Annotated in this window: 19 protein-coding genes; 7 read left to right on the forward strand and 12 right to left on the reverse strand. The window is 35.6% G+C overall.

Going from position 1 to position 16,078, the window contains the following annotated elements; genetic code table 11:
- Positions 1 to 59: 59 nt before the first annotated feature.
- From VB715_RS12600 to VB715_RS12610, 3 genes are read right to left on the reverse strand one after another with little or no spacing between them, the layout of a single operon-like run.
- The gene (locus VB715_RS12600; RefSeq protein ID WP_323301567.1) at positions 60 to 323 is read right to left on the reverse strand and encodes a type II toxin-antitoxin system RelE/ParE family toxin; all 264 of its coding nucleotides are present in this window, start codon (positions 321 to 323) and stop codon (positions 60 to 62) included.
- Positions 324 to 331: 8 nt separating this feature from the next.
- Entirely contained in the window at positions 332 to 568 is a 237-nt protein-coding gene (locus VB715_RS12605) for a hypothetical protein (RefSeq protein WP_323301568.1), read from the reverse strand.
- 47 nt (positions 569 to 615) lie between these two features.
- The gene (locus tag VB715_RS12610) at positions 616 to 1,125 is read right to left on the reverse strand and encodes a hypothetical protein (RefSeq protein WP_323301569.1); all 510 of its coding nucleotides are present in this window, start codon (positions 1,123 to 1,125) and stop codon (positions 616 to 618) included.
- Positions 1,126 to 1,298: 173 nt separating this feature from the next.
- On the opposite strand from VB715_RS12610, the gene VB715_RS12615 reads away from it, so the two are divergent.
- From VB715_RS12615 to VB715_RS12625, 3 genes are all read left to right on the forward strand, one after another.
- Positions 1,299 to 1,868: a hypothetical protein gene (locus VB715_RS12615; RefSeq protein WP_323301570.1), complete on the forward strand. Its 570-nt coding sequence runs from the start codon at positions 1,299 to 1,301 to the stop codon at positions 1,866 to 1,868.
- A 109-nt stretch (positions 1,869 to 1,977) separates the two neighbouring features.
- Positions 1,978 to 2,364 (forward strand): DUF6883 domain-containing protein, encoded by a 387-nt coding sequence (locus VB715_RS12620; protein WP_323301571.1) that lies wholly within the window; start codon positions 1,978 to 1,980, stop codon positions 2,362 to 2,364.
- Between the two features lie 15 nt (positions 2,365 to 2,379).
- Positions 2,380 to 2,625, forward strand: a complete 246-nt coding sequence (locus VB715_RS12625) for a hypothetical protein (RefSeq protein WP_323301572.1) — start codon at positions 2,380 to 2,382, stop codon at positions 2,623 to 2,625.
- On the opposite strand, the gene VB715_RS12630 is transcribed toward VB715_RS12625, so the two are convergent.
- The 5 genes from VB715_RS12630 to VB715_RS12650 all read right to left on the reverse strand — a co-directional run bounded on the left by VB715_RS12630 (position 2,622) and on the right by VB715_RS12650 (position 8,520).
- Entirely contained in the window at positions 2,622 to 2,879 is a 258-nt protein-coding gene (locus tag VB715_RS12630; protein ID WP_323301573.1) for a type II toxin-antitoxin system HicB family antitoxin, read from the reverse strand. The two genes, VB715_RS12625 and VB715_RS12630, sit on opposite strands and share 4 nt — an antisense overlap.
- Positions 2,880 to 2,945: 66 nt before the next feature.
- On the reverse strand, positions 2,946 to 3,530 hold the full coding sequence (locus VB715_RS12635) for a transposase (RefSeq protein WP_323301574.1): 585 nt from the start codon (positions 3,528 to 3,530) through the stop codon (positions 2,946 to 2,948).
- Positions 3,531 to 3,661: 131 nt separating this feature from the next.
- The gene (locus VB715_RS12640; protein WP_323301575.1) at positions 3,662 to 3,913 is read right to left on the reverse strand and encodes a hypothetical protein; all 252 of its coding nucleotides are present in this window, start codon (positions 3,911 to 3,913) and stop codon (positions 3,662 to 3,664) included.
- A gap of 19 nt (positions 3,914 to 3,932) precedes the next feature.
- Positions 3,933 to 4,325, reverse strand: a complete 393-nt coding sequence (locus VB715_RS12645; protein WP_323301576.1) for a hypothetical protein — start codon at positions 4,323 to 4,325, stop codon at positions 3,933 to 3,935.
- 202 nt (positions 4,326 to 4,527) lie between these two features.
- Entirely contained in the window at positions 4,528 to 8,520 is a 3,993-nt protein-coding gene (locus VB715_RS12650; RefSeq protein WP_323301577.1) for a magnesium chelatase subunit H, read from the reverse strand.
- A gap of 402 nt (positions 8,521 to 8,922) precedes the next feature.
- Between VB715_RS12650 and VB715_RS12655 the strand changes: the two genes are divergently transcribed.
- Genes VB715_RS12655 through VB715_RS12670 form a run of 4 tightly spaced genes read left to right on the forward strand, consistent with a single transcriptional unit; the run spans position 8,923 to position 10,032 of the window.
- Positions 8,923 to 9,150, forward strand: a complete 228-nt coding sequence (locus VB715_RS12655) for a type II toxin-antitoxin system HicB family antitoxin (RefSeq protein ID WP_323301578.1) — start codon at positions 8,923 to 8,925, stop codon at positions 9,148 to 9,150.
- 24 nt (positions 9,151 to 9,174) lie between these two features.
- Entirely contained in the window at positions 9,175 to 9,417 is a 243-nt protein-coding gene (locus tag VB715_RS12660; RefSeq protein WP_323301579.1) for a type II toxin-antitoxin system prevent-host-death family antitoxin, read from the forward strand.
- Positions 9,414 to 9,800, forward strand: a complete 387-nt coding sequence (locus tag VB715_RS12665; RefSeq protein WP_323301580.1) for a type II toxin-antitoxin system VapC family toxin — start codon at positions 9,414 to 9,416, stop codon at positions 9,798 to 9,800. The genes VB715_RS12660 and VB715_RS12665 overlap by 4 nt, the downstream gene beginning before the upstream one ends.
- A 25-nt stretch (positions 9,801 to 9,825) precedes the next feature.
- Complete coding sequence (locus tag VB715_RS12670) at positions 9,826 to 10,032, forward strand: HicB family protein (RefSeq protein WP_323301581.1); 207 nt, start codon at positions 9,826 to 9,828, stop codon at positions 10,030 to 10,032.
- A gap of 195 nt (positions 10,033 to 10,227) precedes the next feature.
- Here the strand turns inward: VB715_RS12670 and VB715_RS12675 are convergent, their stop codons facing one another.
- From VB715_RS12675 to VB715_RS12690, 4 genes are all read right to left on the reverse strand, one after another.
- The gene (locus tag VB715_RS12675; RefSeq protein WP_323301582.1) at positions 10,228 to 10,752 is read right to left on the reverse strand and encodes a lecithin retinol acyltransferase family protein; all 525 of its coding nucleotides are present in this window, start codon (positions 10,750 to 10,752) and stop codon (positions 10,228 to 10,230) included.
- 396 nt (positions 10,753 to 11,148) lie between these two features.
- Entirely contained in the window at positions 11,149 to 11,718 is a 570-nt protein-coding gene (locus VB715_RS12680; protein ID WP_323301583.1) for a Uma2 family endonuclease, read from the reverse strand.
- 89 nt (positions 11,719 to 11,807) lie between these two features.
- Positions 11,808 to 13,253, reverse strand: a complete 1,446-nt coding sequence (locus VB715_RS12685) for a diguanylate cyclase domain-containing protein (protein WP_323301584.1) — start codon at positions 13,251 to 13,253, stop codon at positions 11,808 to 11,810.
- Entirely contained in the window at positions 13,250 to 15,808 is a 2,559-nt protein-coding gene (locus VB715_RS12690) for a CHASE domain-containing protein (RefSeq protein ID WP_323301585.1), read from the reverse strand. The genes VB715_RS12685 and VB715_RS12690 overlap by 4 nt, the downstream gene beginning before the upstream one ends.
- Positions 15,809 to 16,078 lie beyond the last annotated feature (270 nt).

The following is a 16,078-nucleotide window of genomic DNA, read 5'->3' on the forward strand; positions in this document are numbered from 1 at the left end:
TAGGATATTTAAGGGATAAAAAATGTTTTCAGATAGATTTTAAATTATGATTTCTCCTTTTATTGTTTATAAATTTTACTACGATGGCCAATTTTAATTACTAAAACAACTAAAGTATTATTCTCGACCCTATAAATAATTCTATAGTCTCCTATTCTTATTCTTAATCTGCCATCACCATTTTTGAGTTGTTTAACATCAGGAGGATAAGGATTAATTTTTAACGTATCAATTTTATTTCTGATTCGTTCCTGAATGTCTCTAGACAGTTTTGACAGTTCTTTTTTAGCTGTTTTTAGGAATTCAATTCTATAATCTGTCATAACTTAGATTATAATCCTAACTCTTGTTTAACATCTTCCCAGGAAATCCGTTCTTGATTGTCAGGATCGGTTTCAGCTATGATAGCATCTCGTACATCTAATAAGTCTTCTAATTCTTCTGTATCAATTATGGTTAATTTTCCTTGACTGATTTGTTCTAAGAGTTCATCTACAGACAAGTTTAATTGATTCGCAAGTTGAGTAATACCTGTGATAATGTCTTGGGATAGGGTTACTTGATTCATAAGAGTTTCAGGATGTTGTAATTAATTTTAGCTTAACAAAGAATATTCTATTGCTGACTGGCGATAATTTTACTAACTTCTTGAATAGATAAGTCTAAAGCTTCAGCAATTTGTTCTGCTGTTAATCCTAATTTAACTAAACGGGGAATAGTTTCTCGTTTTGTTTTCTTCTGGATAGGGTCAATTATAATTTGATCATCGGGAATAATATCATTATTTTCTTCAATATCAGGATAAGAATTAGGACAAAAATTAAGTTTATCAATTTGAACAATATTACCAACAATCTTAGAATTTTTACCTTTTATTCTTTCAATAGTTGCACGTAAATTAGACTTATTAATATCTTCACCTAATGTATCAGAAAGAACTTGCCAAAGTTTATAAGCTTCATCTTTTGCGTGACCCGTGCTAGAATTATATTTTTTTGCAATATCCGTATATTTTTGACCATTTAAAACCCCTTTTAAAATAGCCGTTTGTAAACTATCAATATGTTTTCCTGTTGAGGAGAATATCAACTCATCTAAATAGCTTACTAACTCTTGGGAATTCATAGGTATTTAACCGTTTATGCCAGTCTTTATCCGCTATTATCCGCTAAAAGCTGTCTTTTGTAAAGATTATTTAGAAAAGTCCCGTTTTTTTCCGTCTTGATGAGACTATTCATACTAATCCTTAATCAATTTTAATTAAAGAAAAGACTTGAGTTTGTAGAAAAAGGACAATTATGAAAAAACTCTATTTAGCAACCTTAATTGCTGTTGCTTTTACGGTTCCGACAATTAGTGTATGTTTGTCTAATATCCCACCAGCAATCGCGGGATGTGGTTGGGGAGATATTACTTGTAATCCTGATGATTGGACTTGTCCACCAGGGGGATGTCCACCAACGCCGCGTCCTAATCCTAGAGCGCAACAGACTGGACAGCCTATCTCTATTAGTTCTACTAATTATGTAGTTTTTATTGGAACAGTTCGTAATAATACAGGATACCTCACAAGAATAGCAGGTGACACTATAGCTTCCGTTGGGAACGCAAAATGGGATACCTGTCCTCAAAACACACAATTATTGGGACATGATTTTCAGCAAAACGGATTTTGGATCTGCGCTAGTCCTCAAATAGCTCAAGGAACTTGGTACTTTGGTAATGTAGTCAAGGACAAGGGGTACTATTGGGAAATATCCGGCGGAAAAGCTAAGGCTGCAGGTAATGTTAAATGGGATACTTGCTGGAGTGGTAGTTTATTAGCAAGGAATTTTCATTCCAATGGTTATTGGGTTTGTTCTCCTTAGTGCGATGCTTATTTTGTAGGGTGCATTACACTTCGTTAATGCACCTTCTTTAAGGGTTATTATGGTAAGATCAAAAAGGGTATAAATAGTATTCTAAAAGCCTATCAATATGGATCAAAATTCGCAATCTAGTGATCCCTTACCAATGGCGAGATATGCCGAGATTGATCCTCGCAAGTTTACAGAATATTCTATGAATCCATCCAACCCTAATAATCAGGGAAAATCGAAAGCCTTTCAAGCACTTGGTTATAATATAGACAGTCCCCAAAGTCGTCAAATAGCAGTTCAATTGATTATTAATCAAATACGTTCAGAATTAGAACAGATTTCAGCTATTTTGGATGAACCGAGTCCATACGGGACTAGATTTACTGTTATTATATCTATAACTGGTCTTAATAATCGTAAGGGTAAATTAGTAACAAAATGGCAAATTGACAACAATCAAACTATCCCTAGATTAATCACAAATTGGCTGGAAGTTCTTAAATAAAAGGATTAACATAAAATGAAAGCAAAACTCTATGATGGAATTATTACCTTAGTAGATATTAAAACTAATTCTGCTAGAAATGTTATCCCTAAAGGAACACAAGGAAGCATTGTTGAATGTTATGAAAATCCTGAAGGATATGCAGTTGATTTAGCTATTCCTGATAATAGTTTAATAACAGATTATGATTATGAAAATGTGATTCTTTATCCCGAACAATTTAGGGTAATTAATTCGATTAATGAAACGGTTGCGGTTTAATCGATATTATAGCGACTTTTTTTCATTTTTCTTGAGGGTAAAGGAATCTCTTTTTTGCCACTATAATAAACGGTTTCTATCCATAATTCTCTTGCTTCCTCAATATTAATGACAACTTCTTCTAATGTCTCTCCTTGCGTTATACACCCTGGTAAATCGGTAATTAAAGCAGTATATCCCCCCTCATCTTCAGGGTAAATTGAGATAGGATATTTAAGGGATAAAAAATAGTCTAAAGACGGACGTTCTAACATAAAGGAAGATCTTGAAAATAATATAACTCCTGAAAGTATCTCATAAAAATTTAAAAAATTACTAATTTATATCCATAAATTTATAGGATTATTTTTATCTTCTTCCCATTTAATCGGATTATTAATAATATATTCTCTGATTCGCTCTAATGATCCATCATTACGAATAATATGATCATAAAATCTAGGTTGCCAGGCAAAATTGTTATATTTATTTTGACCACACCAACGGGTAACAGCAGATTTATAGGATCGAATTATGGTACTTAATGACCCTGCTTTGGGTGATATTTGTGACATGACTTTAGGTAAATTATATTCATCATTAATCATGGTTTGTGTAGAGACGTTGCCTGCAACGTCTCTACATCTGGATTTAGGATTTTCAATAATGATAATTCCATGAATATGATTAGGCATAATAATAAAAGTATCAATAAATATATTCTGATGGTGTTGAGGAATTTCTACCCAATATTGCTGTGCAATGTCACCTATTGGCGATCGCTGCATTTTAGTATTAATAATATCGCCAAAATAATTAATTTTTTTATAAGTACAAATTGTGACAAAATACCATCCATTTTGAGTATAGTCTCTATTGGGTAATCGAATAGACTTAGTACGATATTGGTTTTGATATAAATTCATAGAAATTTTGCCAATAAAGCTAATTGATATTTAAAATGCCCAAAATAATCAATAAATTTACATTTTTCCCCTAAAACCCTGTAGAGACGTTGCAGGCAACGTCTCTACGCGATTAATTATGTAAATTTATTCTAGTTGTTTTTAGCCCATTGTACTCCTTTATAAATACCATAACCTGCTAATCCAGCAAAAACAACAACACCTGCTACTGGAACAGCAACAGTCGTTGTTGTTGTAAATCCTATTGCTCCTAAAATACCAGAAGCAGGAGCAGTGATTTCTGCAACTACAATTGCATCAGCAATAACATTTGCAGCAATAGCACCAATAGCACCAATAGCAGCAATAACTTGAGCGTCATTGGTAAATTGAACGTCATCCATAATTTTTCCTCCTAAAATACTATTTTTTGTCAAAAAGTTTTTTTAATCCATAGCCAGCGAGTCCTACGACTGCCCCTACTGCTGCAACGGGAGCCATTCCTACACCAACTGCTGTTCCTGCGACAGCTAATCCCATTCCTCCTACAATGGTTGACACTCCTGCGCCTGTTACTGCACCTGCAGCTACTGCACCTAAAGCGGACAAATCTTGATTGTCAATAGCTTTTTTGGCACCATAAGCAGCAGCACCAACAACAGCACCCGCAGCAGTAACGGGAGCAGCACCAATGGCTACTCCCCCAAATCCACCAACTAACCCCATACCGCCAATAGTGGCAGACAAACCAGCACCCGCAGCAGTTCCACCAGCGACTAAGGCTGTCCCTTCTGCTTTGTCTTTAAAGTTCGTCATATTTGGTTTAACTTCCTCAGCAATAACACCAATCTATTATATTCTTTAAAAAACTATGATATTAGTGATATTAATCACAACATTAGTGTGATTGAATTCATTGACAAATGATATTAGATACGTACTTTTTTATGGTTCTTTACCCAAAAAAGTAGAGACGTTGCAGGCAACGTCTCTACAGTCAGTTATTAAGGATTAGTTTCTACTCTACTCCTTCAATTCTGTCCTCAACCTCCTGATATAATTCCTGTAACCTGTCTAAGTTTTCTTCTGAGGTTTCCCAGTAACCTCGGCCATTTACTTCGAGTAAAGTACCGACCATTTTACGGAAAGAATTAGGGTTTAAATTCATCAGACGTTTACACATTTCCTCATCTTGAATAAAGGTTGTGTTAACATCTTCATACACCCAATTATCTACTGCATCAGCAGTTGCAGACCATCCCATTGTATTGACTAAACGCTTAGAAAGTTCCCGTACACCTTCATAACCGTGAGATAACATTCCTTCATACCATTTAGGGTTTAATAACTTGGTACGCGCATCTAAACGGACGGTTTCGGATAATGTACGAACTTGTGCGTTAGCAGTTGTTGTATCCGCAATATAAGCAAAAGGTTTTTTACCATCTTCCCGTAAACTAGACACTACTTTTGTCGGGTCAGAGTCGAAATAATGGGAAACATCCGTTAAACTAATCTCGGAAGAATCTAAGTTTTGGAATGTCGCATCAGCCGTTTTTAACGCTGCTTCAAACACTTTGCGGTTATCATTCATGACTCCTGGGTTATCAGAGTCGAAGGCGAAACCTTTGCGGTTGAGATACATATTTTGTAACTCTTTTTCTTCTTCCCAACTGCTGTTTTCTACCGCTAAGTTTACGTTAGAAGAATAGGAACCAGAAGCATTAGAAAAGATACGGGTTGCTGCTTGACGCAGGTTAATTCCCATTTCGTCTGCTTGTTGTAATGCGTGTTTACGAACATAGTTCATCTCTAAGGGTTCGTTCGCTTCTGCTGCCATTTTAACCGCTTGATCTAAAAGGTTCATTTGGTTAATAAATAGGTCACGGAACACACCAGAACAGTTGACAACTACATCAATACGAGGTCTTCCTAATTCTTCGAGGGAAATTAACTCTAATTTATTGACCCTTCCTAACGCATCGGGTACAGGTTTAACCCCTACCATCCACATGATTTGTGCGAGAGACTCCCCATAAGTCTTGATGTTATCGGTTCCCCATAATACACAAGCAATGGTTTCAGGATAATTGCCTCCGTTGTCAATTTTTTGACGGGCTAACAGGCGATCTACCACAATTTTAGCAGACTTAACGGCGGCTAAGGTAGGAATAGATTGAGGGTCTAACGCATGGATGTTTTTACCAGTAGGTAAAACGTTGGGGTTACGAATAGGATCACCACCAGGGCCAGGTAATACATATTCCCCTTCTAATGCTTTCAGTAAACCCCCTAATTCATTATCTGCACAAACTTGTTCTAAACAGAATTCGAGGTATTCAAACAGGGGTTTTAAGGCATCTTGATCGACTTTAGGATAACCTAAATTATGTAAAGTATCTACCCAAGGTGTCTTTTTACCCATGTTAAAAAAGTTGAGTTTAGAGACAAAAGAAACTCGTCCTTCTGCATCTATTTGTTCTTTAACTAAAGCAGAAACTGCTTCACGGGTTGCTAAAGTTATTTGTTGTAGTAACTCTACATCTTCTAAAATTCCGCGATCGCTGTTTTGATAAATTTCCTCAATGTTTCGTCCCAAACTGTTAGCAATAATGCGAGGTAAAGCGAGAATTTCTTCTTCTTCCCGATCTAAAGCAGCAATATTTACTAAAGTTGCGATCGCTTCTTCTGCGGTGGGAGGTTTTCCAATGACATGAAGTCCACAAGGTAATAAACGGGACTCAATTTCCATCAATTTTCGGTAGGCCAAACCGACAATATTATCCCGTTCTTCTTGGGTCATATCTTTAGCATCCGTATCAGGTAATTCAATATCCTGATCCAAATTGACTATCCGACATTGATCCATGATGGTGTTAACAATGGGAACACCGCGACCACTATCTTTTAAGGTTTGATAAGAACCAATTAACTCACTTAATTCTTTTAATCCCTTATATAACCCTGCATTCTCAGCAGGAGGAGTCAAATAAGAGATGGTTTCTGCATAGCTGCGACGTTTAGCAATAGTTGCTTCTGAGGGATTATTTGCCGCATAATAATACAAATTGGGAATCATACCAATGAGAGTATCAGGGTAACAGTCCCCGGACATTCCCATCTGTTTTCCTGGCATAAATTCCAGTGATCCATGAGTCCCAAAATGTAACACCGCATCCGCTTTCCAAACTTGGTTTAAATAGGTGTAATAAGCAGCAAACCCATGATGAGGACTCGCAGATCTCGAAAACAGTAACCGCATGGGATCACCTTCATATCCAAAGGTAGGTTGTACCCCAATAAATACATTGCCAAACTGTTTACCATAGATCAGTAAATTTTGTCCGTCACTGTTCAAATTTCCAGGAGGTGGCCCCCAATTTTCCTCTAAACGGACGGAATATGGCGTTAAGCGTTCATATTGCTCCACAGACATCCGATAAGCTACATTTAACTCAGGAGAGGCATATTGAGCCTGAGCATCATGGATCACCGCTTCCATCAATTCTTTAGGAGATTCAGGTAATTCTGGCAGATCATAGCCATTGCCTCGTAAAGCTTTCATTACCTCGTAAATAGACCCAAATACGTCTAAATACGCGGCAGTTCCCACATTTCCCTTATCTGGTGGGAAACTAAACACCGTAATAGCGACTTTTTTCTCTAATTTCGGTTTTTTCCGTAAATTAGCCCATTTCATCGCTCGTTGGGCCACTGCTTCGATCCGATCTTGAAGTGCGATCGCCCGTCCTGTATTACCGTCCCGTCCTGATAAGATAATAGGTTCAATGGCCCCATCTAACTCAGGTATGGCTATTTGTAGCGCAACTTGGATCGGATGTAACCCTAAATCACTTGCTTCCCATTCCTGGGTAGTTTGAAATACCAAGGGTAAGGCGCACATATAGGGACGGTTGAGGCGTTTTAATGATTCTATCGCTTTGGGGTGATCTTGACGCGCTGGCCCCCCAACTAAGGCAAACCCTGTTAATGATACTACCGTGTCTACAATCGGAACAGGTTCAACTCCTTTAACCGTATTATCTAAGAAATAAGCTTCTACGGGTTTAGAAAAGTCTAACCCTCCCGCAAAAACGGGAATAACCCTTGCGCCCATGCACTCTAATTCTTGTACCATAGCAACATAATGAGCATCATCTCCTGTTACTAGGTGAGTCCGTTGTAATATTAATCCCACACAAGGGGCCAAAGGATCTTTTAACTCATCAGAAATATCAGTCCGACTGTTATACCAGTTCAAATAGGAGGGGACATCTTCAAACATTTTCATGGATAAAGGATGCCAGATTCCCATATCAAGATAGACAACAGGATCTTTATATTCAACCTTTTGATCCTTGAGTAATTCTTGATAGGAATACTTATGGGCCAACATTAACAGAAAATTCTCTAAATTCTCCGATGAACCCCCTAACCAATATTGGAAACTTAACATGAAATTGCGAGCATCTTGGGCTTTTTCTACCGGAAGATACTTCAACACTTGAGGAAGTGTTCGCAATAACTTTAACATCGCATCTTGGAAACCGGCCCCAGAATTTTCCTTCCGTTTCCGCATAAATTGGGCGATCGCACTTTTGGACTGTCCCAACTGTGCCATGGAAAAGCTGCCTAATTTATTAAGACGCATTACTTGGGGCATTGAGGGGAACACCACCACCGCATCTAGGTTATCACGATGGGGTTTAACCGCGTCTACCACTTTATCGGCCAAGTCTTCAATGAAAATGAGAGAAGCAATAAATAAGTTTGCTTCTGCCACATCTTGTTTAAATTCTTCGTAATTTTCGGGGTTTCTCAATTCTTCTATGAGATAACCACTAATTTCGATGGCTAAATTGGGATTATTCTTATTGATAGCATTAACGGCCGCCGAGAGAGAACTCTGATATTGAGGTTCTAACACGACATAGACCACCTTGAGCAAAGAACGACCATTTATTGCCTCTGGAACGATATGGCGAATGGTGGACTTGACGTGAGTAAACATCTATGATAATGCTCCTTAATTTTGATGATAGCCTAAACAGGTTATAAACAGTGCAACCCCTTAGAGGAGTTGGCAAAAAATGAAATAGGACTCCTCTGTGTTTGTAGCAGAAAATGACACCCGATTGATGGTTTAATCGATGATTTGACACATTTTGTAAAGAAACATGAAATATTTCGTTACAAATTTTGACAAATTGCCTGAGTGTATAGTCCAATTTTGCTTAATAAAAGTTATTTAATTAAATATTGACAAAAAATACATTAAGTGTATTTAAAATAATGCTGCTATAATTTTGGTTAAGATTAGCTCAGTTATGATACAAAAATCAACGTCATTGATTTAATGCAATAGATAACATAGATTTATGATGGATATTGATGAAGCTATAGGGAGACAATCATGATTGATATTAATTATTACGTTAAAAATTATTCTTATCTCGTTGAATTTTCGTCAGAAGATGAAGATTATTTAGCGAAATGTTTTGAATTGGGAATTATGGCACATGGAGATAGTCAAGAAGAAACAATTCAAGAAATTAAAGAAGCAGTTATGGTTCATTTATTGATGTTAATTGAAGATGGGGATGAAATTCCTGAACCTCAATCAATTATGGTAAACTTATAATTAATGTAAGCATATAAATAAAAAATGGAGCTAAATTTTATGCAAAAACTTTACTTAAAAGAAGCAAATAATCAATTAGAGGAACTAATTAAAAAAGCATCTCAAGGAGAAGAAGTGATTATTATTAGTGATGATGGGGAATGTTTTCAAATTCTACCTCTGAAGTCAAAAAAACCTCGTCCAAAATTTGGAAGTGCTAAAGGTTTGATTGAAATGTCAGATGATTTTGATGAACCTTTAACAGATTTTGAAAATTACGAACCATGAAATTATTACTTGACACTCATACTTTTCTTTGGTTTATTGATGGAAGTTCAAATCTGAGTCAGACAGCAAGACAGTTAATTGAAAATAAAGATAACCAGCGTTTTGTAAGTATTGCTAGTTTATGGGAAATAGCAATTAAAGTTAGTATTGGTAAGCTTAAATTAGGAGTATCATTGCCTGATCTAGTAAAGCAACAGGTCTATGATAATGATATAGAATTGCTTGCAATTAGTCCTGAGCATTTAGATATATTAAGAAAGCTAGATTTTCATCATAAAGATCCCTTTGATCGCTTGATCATTTCACAAAGTATAGTAGAGAAAATGACAATCATCACTAAAGATACTGCGTTTATTAGTTATTCTGTTCAGATTTTATGGTGATTATTGGTATCTGAGGGAAAGAACAATGATAAATATCTCAGAGTATATTAAAAATTATTCTTATCTTGTTGAATTTTCGTCAGAAGATCAGGTATATTTAGCAAAATGTATAGAATTGGTAATTATGGCGAATGGTGACAGTCAAGAGGAAGCAATTCAAGAAATTAAAGAAGCAGTTAGGGTTCATTTATTGATGTTATTAGAAGATGGAGATCAAATTCCTCAACCTTAATCAATTATGGTAAGATTATAGTTATTTTTTTTAATTTGTCAACTTATGGACTCAAAAAATAATCCAAAATTATTATTCAAACAGGTTAGATTTTAGAGAGTAGGGGTAGGGCGAGAAAATTTAGGTAATTTAACCTTTTCATGAGAAATTATATTCTTTTTCCCACCCTACAAAAGCTTAAAATTACTCTATTTCTTAATCAGAATTGTCCAATGCTTTTAAGCCTAAATAGCCTAGCCCTGCTACTAAACCACCGAGTGCAATAGTAGGAGCAAGAGCGACAGCAGTAGTAGTAACACCAACTAATCCAAGAATGCCACCAGCCGAAACTGTTGCAGTTACTGGAGCTAATCCAGCTACAGTCATACCAAGTGCTAATGCACTACCTCCATTTATTACTTGCGGACTATCAGGTTTACCTTGAGTGCAATCATACGCAAAATGTTCACAGTTATTAAATATTAGATTATAGCCTTCTTTATAAGAGTTTTTTAATCTAAATTCTGCTCTCTGAACTATTAAATCAAGAGAATATTTATTTTCGTACGTTTTAACCTTAATTGATTTTCCATTGGCAAACTTACTCTTGGAGTCCCTAACTATTTTTTTTGTTCCTCCTTTAATAGAACCAGAATAATGAATCACTGTACCATCACCACAATCTATGCCATGATGATCATAACCAAGGCATTGAATATAAATATGATCCCCTTTAGCCATAAGAAAAGCTCCAAATAAGTAACTATATATTCCCCTTTAAATCATATATTTGTCTGTGATACTAATCATATTTTTCTGTGATTAATATCACAATTAATATAATTAGTAGTAAGTTCTAGTGCGATCGCTGCTCTTGTAGGGTGCGTTAATGAAATGTAACGCACCTTAACTGATAGATTCTAGCCCATTTATTGGCAAATTCTTACTCAATAAGTAATAACAATAGCAATGAAACAATTAATGAAACAGCCGTCATCTTGGCTACCCAATGGAATAACCCTGAACCCATCTGATCAATATCGTCCTTTTTCCTTTACTGAAGAATTACAAATAAGATTAGAGTGTGATTCTCATAAATTCCTGCACGACTCACCGCATAATCCGATGGTTAAAGAATTATATAACAGGTATATCTAAAATAAAATCAGGTAACACATCTTCCCCCGATAAATTAGCAGGAAGAGATACAATTTCTTTATCTTGATTTAGGCGATAAATTTCTACTTGTTGCTGTTGGGGATTAATTAACCATCCTAACCGTAATCCTGCATCAAGATATTCCGCCATTTTCTCTTGTAAGTCTTCTAATTTGTCGGTTCGTGAACGCAATTCTAGCACAAAATCAGGGCATAAAGGAGGAAATTTTTCTTGTTCTTCGTCTGTTAAACTATCCCATCTTTCTAATTTAACCCATGCCACATCAGGGGAACGTTTTCCCCCATTAGGTAAACGAAAAACAGTTGAAGAACTAAAGACGATTCCTAATTTTGTTTGTTCATTCCATAACCATATTTTACTAATTAATCTGGCTTCTCGACTACCACTTTTTCCACCTAATGGGGACATAATCAATAATTCTCCTTTAGACGTTAATTCCAATCGCCATGCTTGATTGACTTGGCAAAGTTGATAAAATTCTTCATCGGTGAGTTGAACGGGTTTTACATTAAGCGTGATGGTGTTCATTATTGAATTATTAATTGTGAATATCAATAGCTATTGTTCACAGTGCTATTTTAGTGTATTTTTACAAATTGAAAATGATTCAAAACTAATCAAGAAAGTCTAGCATTAACCACTTGATCACGTCCTTGTTTTTTCGCTTTAAATAAAGCATCATCTGCACTATCAATTAAAGATTTAAGATCTAATTCTAAAGAAGGAATCATCGTTGCTACTCCTAAACTCATGGTGACATAAGGTTGAACATCTGAGGCTTTATGAGGTATATTTAAAGCGCGAATCCCTTCTAAAATGCGCTGGGCCACTTGTGTTGCCCCTTCATGGGGAGTTTCGGGCAAAATAACCGCAAACTCTTCTCCACCATAACGAGCGACTAAATCAGCAGGACGTAAGGCTGTATTAGCGATCGCCTTTGCCACTTTTTTCAAACAATCATCTCCCCCTAAATGGCCATAAGTATCATTGTACCGTTTAAAATAGTCAATATCTCCTAAAATCAAGGATAAGGGTTTTTTCTCCCTTGCTAAACGTCGCCATTCTTGTTCTAAGGTTTCATCAAAACAACGACGGTTAGCCACTTCGGTTAAGCCATCAAGATTGGCTAATCGATGTAATTTATAATTAAGATCGTGTAATTCCCTGTTCATTTTGTTCAGAGATGCTTCATATCTTTGTTGTTCTTCTTCTGCTCGTTTTCTGGTGCTTACATCAGTTTGTACGCCAATATAATAAATGACTTTTTCTGATTCATCAAGAACGGGAGATAAAGACACTTCATTCCAAAATAAAGAACCATCTTTTCGATAATTTCTGAGGATAACACAGCAAGCTTTCCCCTCTGCAATACGGTGATGTAGTTGTTCTATTTGGGGTTGATGGCGATCACTTCCTTGCAAAAAACGGCAATTTTTTCCTTTAACTTCTTTTAAAGAATACCCTGTCATTTTTTCAAATCCAGGATTAACATACATAATAGGATAATCAGGATGAGTGGCATCGGTAATAATAATTCCATTATGAGTTGCCGCCACCGCTTGATGCAATAAGTAGGCTTCAATTTGGGGTTGAGAATAAAATTGTTGGGCAGCTTCTGTTAATTTTAATTGTTGTTTTAGCTGACTATTATTTCCTTTTAATTGTTGACTGGATAAACTGATTTTTACTTGATTTTCAACCCTAGCTAAAACTTCCTCCAGTTGATAAGGTTTTGTAATATAATCTACTCCTCCCATTTCAAAAGCTTTCACTTTTTCCCCAATTTGATCGAAAGCACTGAGAAAAATGACCGGAATTTCAGCCGTATTCTTTTTAGCCTTTAATTGCTGACAAACCTGATAACCATCCAATTGAGGAAGTTTAATATCTAATAACATTAAATCAGGGGGTTGAGTTTCCGCCGCAAGTAAAGCCATTTCTCCATCAATAGCTTGTCTAACTTGATAGCCTTGATCTTGAAGAATATTAGAGAGTAATCGTAGATTGTCAAGTTGATCTTCAACGATTAAAATATTGGCTTGATAGGGAGTTTCTGTCTTCATGATTCATTCATTAAAGGTTGAGTAAGTTCTCGGATTTGACGAAAATTAAAGTGATTAACTAACTCAGTCATCCCGATAGCAACAGCAATCTGTTGATGGGGTATTTGTTGAATTAATTTATACAAACTTTGACTATCTCCAGCACTCGCCGCCCAAGACACTTGATTAATCCAATCCAGGGGCATCATCTCTAAAGATGACGGGGTTAAATGAATCGATAAATTCTCTTCATTCTTTATTTCCCTTTCTTCATTTTCGTAATCATAGTTCACGCCTAAATGTAGTTTGATTTTATGGAGTAATCGCTCAATTTCAAAAGGTTTATACAAAATGTCATCACAAACTGAAGCTAATCTATTAATGTGATCATTTTCTAACGTACCTGACGAAATTGCAATAATAGTTGTCTTATTTTGTTGAGTTAAATCCTTAATTTGTTGAATGGCTCTATAGCCATCCATGATTGGCATACGAGTATCCATAAAAATTAAATTAGGTCGCCAATTATACCAAATTTCTAAGGCTTCTTGTCCATTATTAGCTTCTTGGAGTTGAAAGCCAATAGGCTGTAAAAATTTCATTAATAACTGTCTATTTTCTAAGTGATCGTCTACAATTAAAATTCGATATTCTTGTTGATTGGGAGTAAGTCTAATGATTTTTCGATTCGCCCCAATTTGGCTGACTTCAGGCTCTTCAGGCAGAATAATAGGCAAATAAAACTGAATAATTGTTCCTTGATTGACTTGACTATTTAAGTAAATTTTTCCTCCCATTAAATGCACTAATTTTTGAGTAATGGATAAGCCTAATCCTGCCCCTTCCGTGGGAATTCCTCGAAAAAAGGGTTCAAATACTTTTTGTTGTATGTCTAAAGGAATTCCACAGCCTGTATCCTCCACTTCAATCCAAATAATCTGTTGTGAAGAATCATTATTATTGCTAATTTCATCCAATGTCCATGATTGATTATTACTGACTAATCGTAAGGTAATACTGCCCTTATCTGTAAATTTTATTGCATTGTCTAAAAGATTAATTAATATTTGTCTTAATTTATTTTCATCGGTTTTAATATAGGTAGGAACTTCGAGATCAATATCAAGGATTAGCTGTAAATTTTTGCTCTGAGCTTTAAGCTTTAACATTTCAATAATTGGCTCAATTAGTTTTTTCAAATTAAAGGAAGTTGGATTAACAAAATCTGAACCGACTTCTAATTTTGAAATTTCTAAAATATCGTTAAACAAGGTCAATAAATATTCGCCACTCCGACGCATAATGGTTAAATTTTCTTGTTGTTCTAGGGTCAAGGTGCGATCTCGGTTCAGTAATTCTAGAAATCCCAAAATAATATTGAGAGGAGTACGCAATTCATGGCTCATTTGTCCTAATAATTCATTTTTCCCTTGATTAGCAGCTTCTAATTGAGCCGTTCTTTGCTTTACCCGTTCTTCTAATTCTTCTGTGGTTTTAATCAATTCGGCAGTTCGTGCTTCTACTAATTCCTCAATTCGCTTTTTTTCTACTAAAGTTTTTCCTATATAAGCAGTAACCAAAGCTGTTAATCCTAGTCCAAACATCAAAATTATTCCTGATTTTACGACGATAGGAAATAACTTAATATTAGGAGTTATTATTAATGACCATTTACGATCAGCTACTTTTAGTGTTCGCTGACAATTTAATAATTGTTGACAGCTAGATGGCAGATTTAAGGTTATATTTTTAGACTTCTTAAACTGTTTAGATTGAGCATCAAATGTCAAAAAAATATCGTTATTTTTAGTTGGTTCTTGCTCAATTAAATAAAAGCTAAGCTCGTAATTAGGTAAATGCTTCAACGTCATTTTTATTAAGTCTTCAAGGCGATAAACTGTATAGGCAGTTCCCCTAAATTCTTGATGGCGTTGTGAGTCAGTATTTACCGTGCTACCACGACGATAAATGGGGTAATAAAGAATAAATCCTATCCCTCCATTAATTAAATTAATTGGCTCACTTGCTGTAATTTTTCCCGTATTTCTTGCTTTTTGTAGCGGAATATTTAAGCTTTCCGTTGACCCCAAATTTAAACCGATTACTGATTGATAAATGGCTTTTGGTTCTCCATAAGTAACTGGAAAATATTCACTGTTATTTTCTGGATTTTTACCATCTTTTTCCCAAATTGTAAAATCAGGAAAGCCCTCAAATTTCATTTTTTTTTCATAAAGAGGACGTTCTTTTTGAGAAATTCGAGGGGCCCATGCCATGCCCAAAATGCCTGAATACTCCTCTAAAAAAGGTGTCGTAAAAGCTCGAAAATCTTCACCAGTTACTTCATCAGATGCCTCATAAAAAATCCCTAAAGCATTCGTCACTTGAATATATTCTTGAAGATGTTGTTGAATATGTTGGGCCAAGTGATCTCCTTGTCCTTCAAATACCTTCTTAGCTTGATTTAATTCGAGATTCCAACCCGTCCAAGCAGCGATGACTGAAATTCCCCCCCCGATCAATAAACTAATACCTAGGGGAAGATAGGAATGAAAACGGGAGGACGGATCTGTCATTGAAAAGAACCACAGCCTTAAAAATTAAGAAAAGAGTCAACTATCGCTCTTGAGTGAAACCTTCCCAATGCCGACAATCAGCAACAATCAGGGATATTCTGTAGATTAGCTCAGTTTGGTGGGTTATTGCTTAGGCAATCTTGCGGATCTCTTTTACTGTTTTTTAGCAAAACTCTGTGCATTTACTGTTCTATTTTGTGTCTTGCTACTTTTGATGACTGACTTGTTTGTAAAGATTTTTTATATTATATTAAGAACAGTGACTAAAAT

It is taken from the genome of Crocosphaera sp. UHCC 0190 (assembly GCF_034932065.1).
GTDB lineage: Bacteria > Cyanobacteriota > Cyanobacteriia > Cyanobacteriales > Microcystaceae > UHCC-0190.